The 16816-nt window shown below is 69.0% G+C and carries 19 protein-coding genes; 6 read left to right on the forward strand and 13 right to left on the reverse strand.

All coding sequences use genetic code 11. The features are described 5' to 3' along the window. The first annotated feature begins 13 nt into the window (after positions 1-13). From NDI76_RS00910 to NDI76_RS00920, 3 genes are read left to right on the forward strand one after another with little or no spacing between them, the layout of a single operon-like run. Positions 14-304, forward strand: coding sequence for a DUF7130 family rubredoxin-like protein (locus NDI76_RS00910; RefSeq protein ID WP_310922086.1), 291 nt, complete (start codon positions 14-16; stop codon positions 302-304). A 55-nt stretch (positions 305-359) separates the two neighbouring features. Beyond that, a complete protein-coding gene (locus NDI76_RS00915) occupies positions 360-1313 on the forward strand; it encodes a ketopantoate reductase family protein (RefSeq protein WP_310922087.1) in 954 nt (317 codons plus the stop codon). Between the two features lie 26 nt (positions 1314-1339). Next, positions 1340-1666, forward strand: a complete 327-nt coding sequence (locus tag NDI76_RS00920; RefSeq protein WP_310922088.1) for a DMT family transporter — start codon at positions 1340-1342, stop codon at positions 1664-1666. Positions 1667-1676: 10 nt separating this feature from the next. Here NDI76_RS00920 and NDI76_RS00925 read toward each other — a convergent pair whose 3' ends face one another. The 9 genes from NDI76_RS00925 to hemC form a co-directional block, all read right to left on the reverse strand. After that, positions 1677-3230 (reverse strand): sulfatase, encoded by a 1554-nt coding sequence (locus NDI76_RS00925; protein ID WP_310922089.1) that lies wholly within the window; start codon positions 3228-3230, stop codon positions 1677-1679. A gap of 82 nt (positions 3231-3312) precedes the next feature. Continuing rightward, a complete protein-coding gene (locus NDI76_RS00930) occupies positions 3313-3675 on the reverse strand; it encodes a NifU family protein (protein ID WP_310922090.1) in 363 nt (120 codons plus the stop codon). Between the two features lie 53 nt (positions 3676-3728). Further along, a complete protein-coding gene (locus tag NDI76_RS00935) occupies positions 3729-4046 on the reverse strand; it encodes a DUF5783 family protein (RefSeq protein ID WP_310922091.1) in 318 nt (105 codons plus the stop codon). Between the two features lie 766 nt (positions 4047-4812). Further along, complete coding sequence (locus NDI76_RS00940; RefSeq protein ID WP_310922092.1) at positions 4813-5217, reverse strand: hypothetical protein; 405 nt, start codon at positions 5215-5217, stop codon at positions 4813-4815. Positions 5218-5287: 70 nt separating this feature from the next. Then, entirely contained in the window at positions 5288-6724 is a 1437-nt protein-coding gene (recJ, locus tag NDI76_RS00945) for a RecJ family nuclease (RefSeq protein WP_310922093.1), read from the reverse strand. Positions 6725-7035: 311 nt separating this feature from the next. After that, positions 7036-8220: an MFS transporter gene (locus NDI76_RS00950; RefSeq protein ID WP_310922094.1), complete on the reverse strand. Its 1185-nt coding sequence runs from the start codon at positions 8218-8220 to the stop codon at positions 7036-7038. Between the two features lie 37 nt (positions 8221-8257). After that, positions 8258-9001 (reverse strand): uroporphyrinogen-III synthase, encoded by a 744-nt coding sequence (locus NDI76_RS00955; RefSeq protein ID WP_310922095.1) that lies wholly within the window; start codon positions 8999-9001, stop codon positions 8258-8260. Beyond that, positions 8998-9822, reverse strand: a complete 825-nt coding sequence (gene cobA / locus NDI76_RS00960) for a uroporphyrinogen-III C-methyltransferase (protein ID WP_310922096.1) — start codon at positions 9820-9822, stop codon at positions 8998-9000. The genes NDI76_RS00955 and cobA overlap by 4 nt, the downstream gene beginning before the upstream one ends. 1 nt (position 9823) lies before the next feature. Further along, positions 9824-11020: a hydroxymethylbilane synthase gene (hemC, locus tag NDI76_RS00965; RefSeq protein WP_310922098.1), complete on the reverse strand. Its 1197-nt coding sequence runs from the start codon at positions 11018-11020 to the stop codon at positions 9824-9826. A 130-nt stretch (positions 11021-11150) separates the two neighbouring features. On the opposite strand from hemC, the gene NDI76_RS00970 reads away from it, so the two are divergent. Together NDI76_RS00970 and NDI76_RS00975 are read left to right on the forward strand one after the other, a co-directional pair. Continuing rightward, on the forward strand, positions 11151-12356 hold the full coding sequence (locus tag NDI76_RS00970) for an outer membrane protein assembly factor BamB family protein (RefSeq protein ID WP_310922099.1): 1206 nt from the start codon (positions 11151-11153) through the stop codon (positions 12354-12356). Next, the gene (locus NDI76_RS00975) at positions 12353-12820 is read left to right on the forward strand and encodes a hypothetical protein (RefSeq protein WP_310922100.1); all 468 of its coding nucleotides are present in this window, start codon (positions 12353-12355) and stop codon (positions 12818-12820) included. The genes NDI76_RS00970 and NDI76_RS00975 overlap by 4 nt, the downstream gene beginning before the upstream one ends. Before the next feature lie 10 nt (positions 12821-12830). On the opposite strand, the gene NDI76_RS00980 is transcribed toward NDI76_RS00975, so the two are convergent. Continuing rightward, positions 12831-13307: a hypothetical protein gene (locus tag NDI76_RS00980; protein WP_310922102.1), complete on the reverse strand. Its 477-nt coding sequence runs from the start codon at positions 13305-13307 to the stop codon at positions 12831-12833. A 146-nt stretch (positions 13308-13453) separates the two neighbouring features. Here NDI76_RS00980 and NDI76_RS00985 point away from each other — a divergent pair, with 146 nt between their 5' ends. After that, on the forward strand, positions 13454-14224 hold the full coding sequence (locus NDI76_RS00985) for a YihY/virulence factor BrkB family protein (protein WP_310922103.1): 771 nt from the start codon (positions 13454-13456) through the stop codon (positions 14222-14224). A 12-nt stretch (positions 14225-14236) separates the two neighbouring features. Here the strand turns inward: NDI76_RS00985 and hemL are convergent, their stop codons facing one another. The 3 genes from hemL to glnK1 all read right to left on the reverse strand — a co-directional run bounded on the left by hemL (position 14237) and on the right by glnK1 (position 16816). Further along, complete coding sequence (gene hemL / locus NDI76_RS00990; RefSeq protein WP_310922104.1) at positions 14237-15574, reverse strand: glutamate-1-semialdehyde 2,1-aminomutase; 1338 nt, start codon at positions 15572-15574, stop codon at positions 14237-14239. 81 nt (positions 15575-15655) lie between these two features. After that, the gene (locus NDI76_RS00995) at positions 15656-16357 is read right to left on the reverse strand and encodes a CPBP family glutamic-type intramembrane protease (RefSeq protein WP_310922105.1); all 702 of its coding nucleotides are present in this window, start codon (positions 16355-16357) and stop codon (positions 15656-15658) included. Between the two features lie 90 nt (positions 16358-16447). Beyond that, complete coding sequence (gene glnK1, locus NDI76_RS01000) at positions 16448-16816, reverse strand: nitrogen regulatory protein GlnK1 (RefSeq protein WP_310922106.1); 369 nt, start codon at positions 16814-16816, stop codon at positions 16448-16450.

A 16816-nucleotide genomic window follows, 5' to 3' on the forward strand; every position in this document is an offset into this window, starting at 1 on the left:
CGATTCTTTTCATATGACCGACGAGAAACCCAGCGTCAGCATCGGACGCACCGTGTACACCGAAAACGGCGAGAAGCTCGGCACCGTCCGCGGATTCGACGACGACGGCTTCTACGTGTCGACCCGAGAGGGAATCGTCAGCCTCTCAGTCGAACACGAACGGGCGGGCCACGAATTCGGCGAGGCCGAACTCATGTGGCGGTGCGGCACCTGCGGCGAGATGGGCGACGTGGAGCAGATGCCCGACTCCTGTCCGAACTGCGGCGCCGAGAAGGAGGAACTGTACTACTGGACCGAGGACTGACTCGGACTCGGACGCCGACCCGACCGCTTTTTCCGACCGCCGACGACCGCCCGACATGGATGTACTCGTCTTCGGCGCCGGGAGCCTCGGAACGCTCGTCGGTGCGCTTCTCGCGCGCGCGCACGACGTGACGCTCGTCGGCCGCGACCCGCACGTCTCGCGCGTCCGCGAGGGAGGCGTCCGCGTCTCCGGCGCCGTCGAAGCCCGCACCGCGCCCGCCGCGACGACCAAGTACGACGGCTCCGCCGCCGACCTGGCCGTCGTCGCCGTCAAATCGTTCGACACCGCCGCCGCGGCCGACGCTCTCGGCGCCGGGTCGTTCGAGGTGGTGTGCTCCCTACAGAACGGCCTCGCCGAAGAGACGCTCGCGGCGCGACTCGACGCGCCCGTCCTCGCCGGCACCGCGACGTACGGCGCGCGCCTCGTCGAACCCGGTCACGTCGAGTGCACCGGCGTCGGACGCGTCGTCCTCGGGGCGCGGAGCGGCGGCACCGACCCGCGCGCCGAACGGGTCGGCAAGGCGTTCCGCGACGCCGGAATCGAAACGCTGGTCGCGTCCGATATGCCCCGCCGCCTGTGGGAGAAACTCGCCGTCAACGCGGGCGTCAACGCCGTCACCGCCCTCGCGCGCGTCGAGAACGGCGCGCTGACCGACGACCCCGGACGCGAACTCGCCCGCCGCGCGACCCGCGAGACGGCGCGCGTGGCCCGCGCGGAGGGCGTCTCGCTGTCGAACCGACGCGCCCTCTCGGCGCTGGACGAGGTGGTTACGGCCACGGAGGCGAACCGGTCGTCGATGCTGCAGGACGTGGACGACGAGAAACGAACCGAGGTCGACGCTATCAACGGGACCGTGGTCGAACGGGCCGAGAGACACCGTCTCGACGTCCCGACGAACCGAACGCTGGCGGCTCTGCTCCGGACGTGGGAGGTCGGACGCGGCGTCCGTAAGGCGGGCGGGGGGTCGGTGCCGCCGGAGTCGACGTCCCGCGGCGAGTCGCGACAGTGAAGGCCGCCCGCGCCGAACCGGTGTGCGTGGACAGACAGACCGCCTGGCTCGTTCTGATCGGCGCCGCGTTCTTCGAGACGGCGTGGGCCGTCGGGTTGGAGTACGCCGACGGCTTCTCGAACCTCCGCGCGACGGCGTTCGTCGCCGTCACACTCGTCGTGAGCATGGCCGGCCTCGCGAAGGCCGTCCAGGTTCTTCCGGTCGGCACCGCCTACGCCGTCTGGACCGGTATCGGCGCGGTGGGGACCGTCGTCCTCGGCATCGCCCTGTTCGACGAGTCCACCTCGCCGATTCGACTCGCCTGCCTCGCGGCCATCGTCGCGGGCGTCGCCGGACTCCGTCTGGCGGGGTGAGTTACCCGCTCTACTCCAAGTAGCCGAGGTCGCGGAGGCGTTCCTGCGTCTCGTCGTCCATCTCGTCGACGGACTCGTCCGAGACGTCGGCGTCCAACGCGTCCGTCCACGCGCCGCCGACGTTCGACTCGAACGCCGAGAGCGCGGATTCGGTCTCGGCTATCGCCTCGTCGTCGCTCTCGGCGACGTTCTCCGTCTCGCCGGGGTCCTCGTCGAGGCGGTAGGCCTCGTCGGGGATGCGGTCGATGCGGACGTACTTCGCGTCGGTGCGCCGCGCGGCGCGCATCCGCGAGTAGAACCGCGAGTCCTCGGGGAGCGTGATGCCGGCGTCCGACGCTTTCTCCTCTAACTGCTTGAGTTCGACCACCGGACGGGAGTACTCCACGAACGCGTACTCGCCGTCCCGTACTCGCCCGGGGTCGTCGTTCGTCGTTTCGGCCCCCGCGTCCGCGAACTCGCGGTAGGACGCCGAGAGCAGCGACCGGGTGCGGTCGAGGGCGACGGCGTCGTCGCCGGCCGAGGCGGGGGTTCCGCCTTCGACGTTGAGGGCGTCGAGGACCGTGTGGTAGAGGTCGACCAGTTCGACCTGGTCCTCGCGGCGCTCTTCCTCCAGAGCGGGGTGTTTCACCATCAGGGGAACGTTCACGAGAGGGTCGTACAGGCAGAACTCGTGACCGTACAGGTCGTGTTCGCCGTGGAGTTCGCCGTGGTCGGCGCAGACGACGACCATCGTGTCGTCCCATCTTTCGGTTTCCTTCAGCCAGTCGAACAGGCGGCCGAGTTGGTCGTCGATGTGGGCGATTTCGGCGTCGTACAGGCCGCGGATGGCCTCCCACTCGTCGTCGTCGATGTCGCGCGCGCCCGCGTTGTACTCCTTGGAGTTCTGACAGACCTCCGCGGAGTCGACGCCGGGGGCGAACTCCTCGGCGAACTCCTCGGGCGGGTGGTACGGCAGGTGCGCGTCCATGAGATTGATGAACGCGAACGACTCCTCGGAGGAGTCGATGAACTCCGCCGTCCGGTCGATGACAGCGGGCGTCTTCGAATCGGCGCCGCCGCCGCCCGCGAAGTACTCGTGGGCGGTGTTGCCGAGGCTGACGAGTTTGTCCGCGACGGCGCGGAGTGCCTCGTTGTCGTTCATCGTCTTCCAGGCCTTCGCCAGCGGTCCCGAGAGGAACTCGCCGGGCATCACCTCGAAGAAGTTGTCCTGGTCGTCGAAGCCGTCGGTCAGGTGGGTGTACGGCGTGATCCACGCGTTCGAGGAGTAGCAGGCGGTGTCGTAGCCCGCCGCCGAGAGCGTCTCCGCGAGCGTCGTCGCCCCCTCCAAGTAGGGGTTCTCCTGATCGGCGCCGTGGTGCGAGGGGTACATACCGGTGAACAGCGACGCGTGGACGGGCAGCGTCCACGGCGCCGGGGCGACCGCCTGCTCGAAGACAGTCGCCTCCTCGGCGAACGCGTCGAGGTTCGGCGTCGTCGGCCGGTCGTACCCGTACGGCCCGAGGCGGTCCTTCCGCACCGTGTCCATCACGACGAAGAGAACGTTCTCGGGTGTCTCGGTGCTCATACTCGCCTCTCGGGGGGCGGGGACGAAAGAGTCACGGGTTTCCGTTCGCCGCGCGAGGCGGCGAGAAAGAGGCTCTCGGCCGTTAGAAGGGCGCCTGCGGGCCTTCGTCGCTGCCGCCGTCGTCGGAACTCGACTCGCCGGGGAACGAGGGGGACATGCCGCCGTCGTGACCGCCGTCGCCGCCCATTCCGGTGTCGGCGTTGACCGTCTCGATTTCGGGAATCTCTTTGACCATTCGGCTCTTGATGGCCTGAATCGTCATCGGGGAGATGCCGCACCCCGAGCAGGCGCCGCCGAGCATGATGGTGACCTCGCCGGTCTCGCGGTCGAGGTGCTGGATGGCGGCCGACCCGCCGTGCATCTGGATCTGCGGGAAGTTACGCCGCAGGAAGTTTGTCACGCGTTCTTTCAGGTCCTCGTCGGCGTTGGTCGCGTCCGTGCTCATGTCTCGCGATTCGGGACGGACCGGCTTAGGCCTTTGGTTCGTGGGGGTGCGACTCACCCGCTCAGACCGAACACACGGCGGTGTTCGGCCCTTAACTCCTCGACGTAGCGTTCCAGCACGGCGTCCAGTTTCTCGTCGTCGACGACGACGCCCGTCAGTCGCTCCTCTGGGTTCTCGGGCAGGTCGATGCGGAACTCGCCGTCCTCGTACACGGGTTCGGACTCGTTCAGAATCTGCTGGTCGATGGCGTGGATGAGGTTCGAGTCGTACTCGTCGTTCATCGTGCTGAAGGCGTTCTTGTAGGCGCGCTGGAGTTCCGGAAAGTAGTGGACGTACTTGTCCTCGAACTTCTCGGGGTCGAACTCGGTCATACTCGTCTGTTCCCGTTCGAGAAGAAAAGTCGGACGGTCGGCGACGCGGCGCCGTCAGTTCTCGTCTGTCTTGCATTCTATATCGCGCTATGAAGTTTATCGACCTCTTCGACCGTCGAACGTGCACTCGGACTGACCGGGTCTCACACGGGCGCTTACCTCCGATTGCGTCCTTTCGCTCCCTTTGAAGTGCCCTATCGACTCCCGCTCACTTTCGTGTCACCGTCCGGTAAGTGTCTCTACCGTCGGGCCCCGCTACCGGCCTCTCAAATCCCTGCCGAGGCGCCGAGGCCTGAAGCGCTTCGGTGATGTAGTCGAGAGGCGAGTGCTCCGGGCTATCCGCGGACTCGCGAGTTCGTCCCTTCCTCGCTCCGATTCCGCCGGTTGCCAGCGCCGAGAACAGGTGCGACTCCGTCGTTCGACGCGCAACGTCGGAGGTGACGTCGTCTCGTGACCGAACAGCGGGCGGGTGCTCCGCGCCGACGTCTCCCCGCCGGGCCTGCCCGCCCGACTCCTTGGATTCGCCTTTCGGTCCTCCGCTTCCGGCGCTTACCGGGGTCTGCCTCTCGTCGTCGGCCTCGATTCCTCGATTCGAACGAAGCGCACCGTTTCAGAGCGTCTTTCGACCGTCCCCGATTTGACCCTCTCCAGCGTATCTACCTCTGCGCAAACCACATACTGCTATACAAAATCGGTTCGAGCCTCGCGAGAACGGACGACGCTATCGCTACCGACGAAGTCGGCCGGTACGGACGGCGCCGCAGAATCAGGGGAGCGACGACCCGTTCAGCGTCACCGACACCGAGTCGACGAACGCGTCGTCGTTGTCCGAGGCGGTGAGAGTGGCCGTCTGGCCCACGGGAAAGCGGGCGCCGCTCACGCTCGTCTGGCCGGGGTCGACCGTGTCCGTCCAGACGCTGGAGCCTTCGCTGTCGATGACGGCCACCTTCCTGACGTTCCGCTCCGTCGTCGCGGCGTCGGTGAGCGTCACCTTCACCACGGCTTTGTTCGCCGTCCACGACTCCGACAGCGAGAGGGAGTCGAACACGTCGGACTCGCCGACGCCGTCCGCGCTGAGCGAGAGATCTGTCGTCACGCAGCCGCCGAGCGAGGCGACGCCGACGGCCGAGAGGCCGGCGAGCAGCCGTCTACGCGTGTGCGAACCTTCCATATCTGTGGATCACGGCCGAACGACCGTACCGACACTCCGCCCGCGGCGTGCTTAGGCGGTTCGGCCGTCGTTACGCTAACTGCTCGCCGACGAGGCGGTCGGCCTCCCGGACGAACGCCTCGCGGGCGTCCGCCGGGATGGTCGCGCCGGCGGCCACGTCGTGCCCGCCGCCGTCGCCGCCGACGGCGCGCGACGCCTCCCGCATCACCGCCGAGAGGTCGAGCCCCTGTCGAACGAGGGCGTGCGTTCCGCGAGCGGACACCTTCACCTCCTCTGCCGACTTCTCGGCGAACGCGAGAATGGGAACGTCGCCGCGGATGCCCGCCGCGCCGACGGCCATCCCGGCGACGATGCCGACGATGGTCTCGCGGATGCGCGTCCCGGCGTCGAACCACTGGACGTTGTCCTCGACGGTGACGCCCTCGTTTTTCACCCACTGGAGCCCCTCCGAGAGGTTCCGGCGGTGATTCCTGAGCAGTTTCCGCGCCCGGTCGAGTGCCTCGCCTCTGTCGCCGAGACAGACCGCCAGTCCCACGTCCGCGCGTTCGTACCGCGCGGTGGCGTTGAGCAGGGTGGAGAACTCGCTCACGTCGCGGAGTTCGGTGCCCTCCTCCTCGTCCAACAGCGAGTAGGTCGTCCCGACGAGTTCGTCGATGCGCTTCGCGGGCACGCCCGAGGCGATGGCGCGGCGCATCAGCGCGCTTACCACCGTCTTCCGTTCGGCCATGGAGAGGTCGACCCACCGACGCCACTCGCCGTCCGATTTGAGGTCCAAATCGAGTTCCGAGAGGAACTGAATCGCCCCGTTCTGGTCGTTCGAGATGCCGGGGATGCGCACGTCGCTCGCGTACTCCAGGAACTTCGGGAGCGGACGCGTCTGCCGGCCGTAGATGGCGAGGTCCGTCGCCTCCTCCAGCACGCCCGCCGCCACGCCGTCGGCGACGATACCGGCGTTCGCGCCGCGCAACCCGCCCTGCGAGTTCTGCATGTCGCCGACGGCGCCGACGACGGCCAACGCCGCTAAGTCGCGGTTCGCACCCGGTTCGGACTCCAACGCCCGCGCGAGAACGTAACTCGCGCCCGCGCCGGACAGTTCCGAGGCGCCGTCGACGCCGAACCGAAGCGGGTTGAGGTGGAACTCGGTGTCCGCGTCGGCCGGTTGGTGGTGGTCGGCGATGACCGGGGAGAACTCGCCCGCCGTCTCGTGTTCGGCGATGATGTCCAACTGGCCGCTCCCGAAGTCGGTGAAGAGGACGGTGTCGTAGTCGGTGGCGGCGATTCGCGCTACCTCCGTCTCGTCCAGTTGCTTCGAGAAGACCGTCTCGAAGGGGATTCCGGCCCGTTCGAGGGCGGAAGCGGCGACGGCGGCGCTGGTCAGACCGTCGGCGTCGATGTGCGAGGCGAGGAGCACCTCGTCGGCCGCGCGCAACCGCGCCGCGCAGTCGGCGGCGTGGTCTCTCATCTCCGGTACCGGTGCCTCCGACTCCGCCACGCCGTCCGCGCTCATACCCTCGGCTTGCGCGCTCTCGGATTTAAAGCTGCGTCTCGCGCTACTCGACCGCGTCGGACCGACTTGGGTTCATCACGTAGTACACCACGGTGAACGCGATTCCCATCGCGGTCACCTAAAAGACGTCCAAATCGCCGAGCAGGGAGCTAATGGCGAGCGTAGCGGCGAATACGAAGGCACCGACGGTCAACGCGTACCTCGCGCGCGAGAGCTCTCGAACTCGTGCGTCGAGACGCCGGTATCGGTCGCGGAGGAGGGGAATCGCCCGGTCGTGGCCGACGGCGGGACAAAAAACTCCGCTCGAAGACTCACACCCGCCGTCTGACGACCAACAGAAGCACCGCACCGGTGACGGCCAGCGCGGTCACGAACGCCCACGCCGCGTCGTACCCCCACGCAGACTCGACGATGAGGCCGAACGCCGGCGGCGCGAGCAGTCCGCCGGTGTTCAGCCCCGTCTGCCCGCCCGCCGTCGCCGCGCCGATGTCGTCGTCCTCGACCACGCTGCTCAGACAGGAGTAGAACACGCCCGTCGACCCGTGGATGGTGACGCCGAGGCCGACGAACACCGCCGCGGTGAGGAGGAGGGAGTCCCCGCCGTTCACGAGGACGGCGAACAGCGCGGCGCCGCCGACCAGTTGCGCGAGGGCGACGGTGGCGGCGCCGCGCGCACCGCCGAGTCTGTCCGCGAGGGTCCCCGCGCCGATGCGCCCGACGCTCCCCGTCACCTGCGTCGCCGCGAGCACCGCGCCCGCGACGGCGGCGCCGGTGCCCACCACGTCCTGCACGTAGAGGACGGTGTAGCCGAGCATCGAGAAGATGGACGCCCCGAGGAAGAAGCCCGCGGCGACCAGCGCAACGTAGGCGCGGTTCGACGCGAGGCCGCCCATCTCGGGCCACGTCACCTCGCCGCTGCCCGCCTTCCCGCGGTAGACGACGCCGAAGCCGACGGCGTAGACGCCCGCGAGGGCGGCGACGGCCCAGAATCCGACCTGCCACGCCGCTATCGCGGCGATGCCAGTGATGAGAAGCGAGGAGACGCCGCTCCCGGCGGTGACGCCGACCTGTTTCAGCCCCATGGCGAGGTTCGCTCGGCCGGGGGGCGCGCCGGCGACGATGCCGCGGTTCGTCCCCGGCATCGCCGTCGAGTACGCCGCGCCGAGCAGCGCGCCCGCGAGGAGCAACAGCGCGTACGTCGGCGCCAGCGTCACGCCGACGGCGGCGACGCCCAGTGCGAGCAGACCGACCGTCATCACGCGCTTCTCGCCGTAGCCGTCGACGGCGGCGCCGCTGGGAAACAGCGACACCGTGTAGCCGAGGAGCGCGGCGGTGAGGAACAGCCCCACCCGCGACTCCGAGACGCCGAACGTCTCGCGGACGAACCCCGTCGCGGCGAAGATGCTGTAGTAACAGAGGCTGGCGGCCGTCTGCCAGCCGGCGACGACGGCGACGCTTCGCCACGTCCCACCCTCGCTTCCCGTCGACTCGCTCACCGATATCCGCTCCGGGTCGTCGCGGCGGCCGTCGGGGTCACTCGCGGTACGTCGGCGCCGCCGCTTCCACCACGGCGCACGCCAGTTTCTCGAAGTCGGCGTTCTCGGGGACCACGTCGACCTCGATACCGTACGACTCGGCCGTCTCTCGCGTCGGCGGGCCGATGACGCCGACGACAGCGCCGTTCAGACCCTCGATGGCTTCCTCGCGCACGCCCCGCGCTTCGGCCGCCGCGAGGAAGTTTTCCACGGTCAAGGAAGAACTGAAACAGACTCCTTCCAACTCCCCGCCGGCGGCCATCACCGTCGACTGCCCGGCGCCCTCGGGCGCGCTGAGTCGGTACAGCACCGTCTCGTACACCTCGGCGCCGGCCTCGCGCAGGCCGTCGAGGAGCACGCTGCTACCGTGGTCGCTCCGGGCGACTTCCACCGTCGCGCCCCCGACTTCGTCTCGAAGCCGTTCGACCAGTCCCGCGGAGGTGTATTCCTCGGGGACGATATCGACCGTCCACCCCGCGTCGCGGGCGTTCCCGGCCGTCGACGGGCCGATGCAGACCAGCGTCGCGTCGCCGGGTGACCACCCCGCCTCGGCGAGTAGTTCCACGCCCGTCTTGCTCGTCAGGACGACGTACTCGCCCGCTTCGGGCGTCGCGCCCGTCGGTTCGACGGCGAGCATCGGGTCCGGCACCGGCGTCGCGCCGAGGGAGTCGAGCAGTTCGACGGCGTCGCGCATCCGGTCGTCGTCCGGGCGGAAGACGGCCACGCGGACCTGCCGGCTCACTCGTCGTCACCCTCCGATTCGGCTCGTCCGTCGGCATCAGGGTCCCTACTTCCGTCCGCACCGGACTCGCCCGTCCGGTTCTCCAAGAACTCCACTACTCGCTCGCGCGTCCCGGCCACGTCGCCGATGACCGTGATTGCCGGCGGTTCTATCTCCGACTCGTCGCGCACGGCGACGATGTCCTCCAAGGTCCCGGTGGCGACGCGCATCTCCGGCCGCGTCGCGCGTTCGACGAGGGCGACGGGCGTTTCGGGACTCTTCCCGGCGTCGAGGAGCGCCTTGGTGTAGTCGGGCAGGCCGCCGACGCCCATCAGGACGACGATGGTGCCGCCGGTGGCGGCCAACGCGTTCCAGTCGATGGCCGACTCCTCCTTCGTCGGGTCCTCGTGACCAGTGACGAACGAGACGGAAGAGGCGTACTCGCGATGGGTGACGGGGATGCCGGCCGTTCCCGGACCCGCGATGGCCGAGGTGATGCCGGGCACCACCTCGAACGGAATCTCCTCCGAAGCCAAGTGCTCCATCTCCTCGCCGCCGCGGCCGAACACGAACGGGTCGCCGCCCTTCAGGCGCACGACGGTCTTGCCCTCGCGCGCGAGTTCCACCATCCGGCGGTTCGTGTACTCCTGCGGGGTCCACTCGCCGCCCGCGCGTTTACCGACGTCCTCCCGCTTCCCCTCGGGAATCGCGCCGAGAATCTCCGGGCCGGGGAGTTTGTCGTGCAGCACCACGTCGGCGGTTTCGAGCAGTCGCTTCGCCTTCACCGTCAGCAAGTCCGGGTCGCCCGGTCCGCTGCCGACGAGATAGACTTTCCCGACCATCTCACGCCTCGTCGCTCTCTGGTTCGACGTCGTCGAGTTCGCTCCTGTCGTCGTCCGTCTCCTCTCGCGCGCCGCCGCCCACGTCGTCGGCGTCCGCCTCCTCGCGCGCCGCGGCGATGAGGTCGTCCGCCCCGCGGTCGGCGAGGTCCGCGGCGAACTCCGCGGCCGCGTTCGCGTGGTCGCGCACCGGCAGGTCGCGGTTCGCTTTCACCTCCCTCTCGCCGTCCTCCGAGAGGACGCGCGCGGTGACGTGGACGTGCTCGCCCTGCAGTTTCGCGTGGACGCCGATGGGCGCGATGCACCCGCCGCCGAGTTCCGAGAGCACCGTCCGCTCGACGGTGGTCGTCACGCGCGTCCGCGGGTCGTCGAGGGCGTCTCGCATCTGGTCGAGGTTCTCGTGGTCGCGGCGGGCCGTGACGGCGATGGCGCCCTGTCCGGGCGAGGGGACGAACTCGCTCGGCGGGAGCCGCTGGTAGTCGACGCGGTGGAGCAGCCCCGACCGTTGCAGGCCGGCCTCCGCGAGGACGATGGCGTCGTACTCCGTCTCCACGTCGCGTTCCAGCGCGCGCCGCTCTATCTCGTCCAAGCCGTTGAACCACTCGTCGATGGAGCGGTCGAACTCCGTCTCGTACTCCTCGCCGGAGGCCTTCGCCTCGGCGGCGTTGCCCTTCTTCTCCCTGTCGTCGTCGACGCGGGCCTCGTGCTCCCGTTGGAGCGTCGGCGCGAGCAGTTTCTCGACACGGGTGTCGACGTTGCCGCGGAGGGGTTCGACCTCCAAATCCGGCCGGGCGGCGAGTATCTGCGCCTTCCGACGGAGCGAGGAGGTGCCGACGACCGACCCCGCGGGTAGGTCCTCCAACTCCGTGCCGTCGGTCGTGAGGAGCAGGTCGCCGGCCGCGGCGCGTCCGGGGACGCCGGCGACGACGAGGTCCGAGGGCTGTTCGGTCGGCATGTCCTTCATCGAGTGGACGGCGGCGTCCAACTCGCCGTCCAGCACCTCCTCGTCGAGGGCGCGGACGAACGCCCCGGTCTTGCCGAGTCGGTGGATAAGTTCGTCGCGTATCTGGTCGCCGCGCGTGTCCACCTCCACGAGTTCAACGTCGAACCGACGGTCGGCGAGGGCGTCGCGCACACTCGCCGCCTGCCGGAGTGCGAGGTCCGAGCCTCGCGTCGCCAGTCGGAGCGTCCCGCGTTTCATAGTTACTCGGACGTGGACGCCGCCGAGTGAAAAGCCCACCAGTTCGCGGCCGCGTACGTGCCGACGAGCGTTTGCTCACCGTCGACGCGCCGACCGGTGCCGATAAGTGTCAACAAGACTCATACTAGGTATGCGCCTGCCGCGTCTCAGTCGACGCCGACTCGTGGCCGCAGGCGGTCTGTCTCTCGTCGCCGGGTTCGGTCTCGACCCGTCGCTGGCGACGAGCGCCGAGTCCGGGGCGGCGACCCGGACCGACGGCTGGCCGACGGCCCGTCGCGACCCCGCACGAACCGGGTTCGACCCCGACGGGGACGCCCCGCGCGGCGACTTCTCCCTTCGGTGGCGGGCGTCCGTTCCTCCCGTCGAATACGAGACGCGGTCGTTCGGCGTCACCGAGGAAACCGTCTACGTCGCCGGCGAGGGTCGACTCGTCGCCCTCGACGCCGAGAGCGGCGCCGCCCGCTGGCAGGTCTCCGATCGGAAGGCGCGGGGACACGGGCAGCTAAGGTTTAGCGCACCGCCGACGACGGTCGGCGAAACCGTCGTCGCGGCCTGCGGCTTCCGCGTCTTCGGATTCGACGCGGGCAGCGGTCGATTTCGTTGGGCGTACGATAACGCGGCTCACGGGACTGCTCCGCTCGTCGTCGGTCGGACGGGGTACTGGCCTAATTGGAACGACGGAATCGCGGTCGTCGACGTCGAGACGGGCATCCCGCGCGAGCGCTCGCCGCTCCCGGCCGGTCCCTCCTCGACTCCTGATTTCTCGCCGCTCGCCGCCCGCGACGGCATCCTCGTCGGACGCGGCGACGTGCCGGACGAACTGGCCGCGGTCGATTCGCGGACGGGGACACGTCGGTGGACGGTGGCACTCGACGTCGCGAGTCCGGGCGAAGTTCTCCCTTGTCTCGGTCCCGGCGCCGCTTTCTACGGAAGCGGACCGCTGTACGCGATTTCGCTCGACGACGGCGAGATCAGGTGGGAGAGTGACGCCGACGTCAGCCACGCAGACTTCCATCCGGTCACCGACGACGAACGCGTCTACGCCGTCACGGGCGGCGAACGCTCGGCCGTCGTCGCCTTCGACGCGGAGACGGGCGAACGTGTCTGGCGAACCGTCGCGCCCGTCGAGAGCGACGCTCCGCCCGCAGTCGTAGACGAGACGCTGTACGCCGCGGCGCCGACGGGATTCGTCGTCCTCGACACCGCGGACGGGACCGAACTCGCACGATTCGAGGCGAGAGAGAATCCGGGGCGCGCCCGTCCACCGGCCGTCGTCGACGGTACCGTCTACGCCGGCGTGGACCGGGCGCTGTACGCCGTGGAGGGGACGTCGTGAGCGACGGGTCGGGCGACCGACCGGGGGACGGTTCGAGCCTTGGAAATACCGCTTTTTGGGGCGTTTGGGAGTTCCTTCGATTCGTCGGTCTCTGGGTGGCGTTCGCCACCGTGCTCAACCCGCTTCCGGTCGTCGTGCACACCGCGCTGGTCACCGAATCGCTCTCTCAGGCTCGGACCGCGGCTCAGGTCTTCGCTCTCGTCGCTGCCAGCATCACGTACGGGCGATATCCGAGAACGTCGGCGATCAAGCTCTGGGGCGTGGGGCTCGCCTCCTCGGTCCTGTTCGGCGTCGTCGCGTCCGCCGTGGGTGCGTCGAATCCGCCGGTCAGCGGGTCTCCTTTCGTCGCTCTCCGACTCTTCCTACTGTGGGCCGGGTCGCTGGCCCTCTCGGCGGGACTCCTGTGGAACTGGTGGCGCGGCGAAGACGCGGAACGGAAAGGGGACGAGAGGCCGACCGCGTAGCTGACTCGACTCAGGGCGTGCCGACCGCCTCGTGCCGGCGGTAGAGGTAGTAGAGGCCGAACGGGACGCTCACGGTGAACGCCGTCACGACGACGCCCGCGAGGGCGACAAGCCCGTACAGCACGGGGTCGGGCGACCACGTCGACTCCGGCGCGTCCGAGAGCGCCCGCGCGTCGACGTAGACGGCTATCGGGAACAGTACCGAGCAGACGAGGCCGACGAGGGCCGCGAGGCCGCCGAAGACGACCATCGCGCCGACCGTCAGTATCCCGCCCGTGAGGAAGACGTCGAACAGGAAGCCGACGAAGAACAGGGCGCCGCCGACCAGCGAGAGGACGAACAGCGGAATCGGCGCGGCGATCCAGTACCACCAGTTCGAGTCGACCGACGCGTACGGCAGCAGGTCGCCTATCGGGTCGTCGTAGCCGCCGCTTCCGGCGGCGCTCGCACCGGTGTTTCGAGTCCGCGCGGAGGGTGGCTCGTCCATACCGAAAACGACGCGCCCCCGGCACAAAAACGCTCCCGGGTGCGGCGCGGAACGGACCGTTCGACGGCCGAGACGGCGGGAAACCTTCGACTCGCTGACGAGCCGATGCGAACAGACATTTCTACGCTCGCGCCGTACCCGGTTCCATGTCGCGCCTCGTCGAGGCGTTCCGCGTCGTGTTCGCCGTCGCCAGAGGCGTCCGCGAGCACGAGGTCGAGTACCCGGCGGCGTCGCTGGCGTACTACGGGTTCATCTCGCTGTTCCCGCTCCTCGTATTGGTGCTGGCGGTGCTGAGCCAACCGGCCGCCGAGGCGGTCCGAACGGCGACGCCGTCGTTTCTCACCCCCAGCACGCGGCAGTTGGTGTACGAGGCGACGGCGAACCAGACCGGACGGACCGGGGCCATCCTCCTGTCCGGCGCCGTCCTCCTGTGGAGCGGCGCACACCTCACGTTCGGCTTCCGCGCGGTCGTCGAACGCGCCGAGGGGTCGGTCGGGGGGTCGCTCCCGGCTATCGCCCGCGACGCCGTCTGCGTCGTCGGGTCGCTGGGGTTGGCGGTAGTGTCTATCGGTCTCGCCAGCGCCTTCTTCTCGACGTTCCTGGCCCCGTCGGAAATCGTCGGCGTGGGGCTGTTCGCCGTCCTGACAGTCGTGTTCCTTCCGCTGTACTACGTGCCGTCCCGCCTCGTCACCTCGCTCCGGGCGGCGGTCCCGGGGGCGGTCCTCGCCGCCGCGGGGTGGACCGCGCTGTTGGGCGTCGCGCACGTCTACTCCGTCAACGCCGACCAGTACGCCGTCTTCGGCGCCATCAGCGGCATCATCATCGTCCTCACGAGCGTCTACACCGGGGCGATGCTCCTCTTCGTCGGCGTCATCCTCAACGCGACGCTCGCCTCGCGGCGCCGGAGCGCCGCCTGACCGCGTAGAGCCCTATAGAACCTCTTTGTACGCCTCCAGCGTCTCCTCGATGTCCTCGTCGGTGTGGGCGTAGGAGACGAACTGCGACTCGAACTGGTTCGCGGTGAGGAAGATGCCCCGGTCTTTCATCTCCTGCCAGAAAATGCGCTCCCAGCGCTCCGTCCCGGCGTTCTGGATGTCCGAGGCGTCCTTCGGGCAGTGGTCGTAGCGCGGGCAGTCCGGGCGCTGTTCGCACCCGGCCTCGCAGGCGTCGGCGAGGTCCGACGGCGCCTCGCGCGTGAACACCGTCTTGAACATCGAGTCCGTCCCGACGACGGTGTAGGCGGGCGCTTGGTCCTCGACGATGTCCGTGATTCCCCGTCGAAGCTTCTCTCCGAGGCGATTCACGTGCTCGTACACGTCGTTCTCGGCGGCGAACTTCAGGTACTCGTAGCCCGCGGCCATCGTCACCGGATGCCCCGAGAACGTCCCCGACTGGAAGACGGGGCCGGCGGGAGAGAACTGCTCCAGTATCTCCGATTTCCCGCCGATGGCGCCGACGGGGAACCCGCCGCCGATTATCTTCCCGAAGGTGGTCACGTCCGGCGTGACGCCGTACTTCCCCTGCGCGCACTGGAGGCCGCCGACGCGGAACCCGGTGATGACCTCGTCGAATATCAGCAGCGAGTCGTGCTCCTCGGTCACGTCGCGGAGGTGTTCGAGGTAGCCGTCGACGGGGAGGACGATGCCGTTGTTGCCGAGGATGGGTTCGGTGAGAACGGCGGCGATGTCCTCGCCGTGCTCTTCGAACACCTGGTTCATCGTCTCGAAGTCGTTGAACGGGACCGGAATCGTGTGCTCGGCGAACGCCTCGGGGATGCCGCTGGTGCTGGGGTGGACGTCGCCGGGTTCGCCCTCGACGAGCGTCGACTCCTGCGCGCCGTGGTAACCGCCCTGCATGACGACGATTTTGTCGCGGCCGGTGTAGCCGCGGGCGAGGCGGACGGCCGAGACGGTGGCTTCTGTCCCACTGTTGACGAAGCGAATCATCTCGACGGAGGGGACGTGCCGCGCGACGAACTCCGCGTGTTCGACCTCTACCTCGGTCGGCGCGCCGTACATCGGCCCCTCGGAGGCGTGCGACTGGACGGCCGACCGAACCGGTTCCGGCATGTCGTGGCCGTACAGGAGGGGGCCGTAGCCCATCGCGTAGTCGAGATAGCGGTTGCCGTCGGCGTCGACGACGTGCGCGCCGTCGCCGCGTTCGACGAAGAAGGGGTAGGGTCGCGTCGCCCGCACCGAAGAGTTCACGCCGCCCGGCATGACCGACAGCGCCCGGTCGTACAGCGAACGGGACTCGTCGTGGTTCATGGACGGGCGTTCGGACGGTACTGAAAAAGAAGTACTGGGTTCGGCAGCCGATAGCGGGGGGCTGCGCCTGCTCTCGACCCGTCATTCCAACCATCGGACGACCGCCGGCGCCTCCTCCTCCTCGTTCGGGTCGGGCGCGTAGCGGTCCGCGACCAGCAGACCGACGGCGTCGTTCAGCGCGTGGACGGCGATGAGCGCCGGCAGCGACCGGAACCAGAGGTAGAGGAGCGTCGTCACCAGCGCCGGTTGGGCGATGCGGAGGACGGCCTGTCGGTCCCACGTGTCGCCGAGGTGCCCGAGGGTAAAGGCGACGAAGGCGACGACGCCCGCGAACGGGACGCTCCCGGTCAGGGCGGCGAGTCGCTCGACGGCGTAGCCGTGGTACGGAATCTCCTCCGTGACGCCCGCCGTCGCCGCGACGAACAGGCGTTCGGGCACCGACAGCGCCGCGAACGAGCCGATTCCCTCCGCGAGGCTCTCGCCGCCGTCGCCGACGCGGGCCCAGAGGGGCGCGAGGAGGAGGTTCGTCCCGAGCATCGCCGCGAGGCCCACGCCGACCTGCCAGACGAGGACGGACACCGAGTCGACGCGCCACCCGATGGAGGCCAGCGTCTTCCCCTCGGCGGCGACGACGAGGAGGATGACGGCGGGCACGACCCACTTCCAGACGTGGTCCGAGAGCGTGCCGCCGGTCCACCCGAACCGCTCGCGCAGTCGGTGTAGCGACTCGAAGCCGACGAGGGCGACGACGAGTCCGACCGCGGTGACCGGCGTGAGGTCCACGTTCTCCGTCGCGTCGTTGGACCGCTTGGCTCTTTTCGTCTCCGGTCCGGCGGACGAGCGGGTGCCGCGAGAAAAGCAGGTCGCCCGCTTCTACACCGCGTCGCGGCCGGTCTTTCCGGTCCGAATCTGGACGGCGCTGTCGACGGGGGTGACGAACACCTTCCCGTCGCCGGGTTCGCCCGTGTGCGCACCGTCCGCGATGGCGTCGACGACGTCCTCGGCCGGGATGTCGGCGACGACGCACTCTATCTTGACTTTCTGGTGGAGGTCGACCGTGTACTCCTCGCCGCGCCACTGGCCCTTCTTTGCAGGTTGGGAACCGCGGCCGGAGACGTTCGTCACCGTCAGCGACGGCGCGCCGGCCTCCGCCAGCGAGCGTTTCACGTCCGACAACTTGTCCGGTCGGACGACGGCCGTTACCATCTTGATCTCTCCGTCGTTCGGCAGTTCTTCGCTCAT

Origin of the sequence: Halogeometricum sp. S1BR25-6 (assembly GCF_031624495.1) — an archaeon.
Taxonomy (GTDB): domain Archaea; phylum Halobacteriota; class Halobacteria; order Halobacteriales; family Haloferacaceae; genus Halogeometricum; species Halogeometricum salsisoli.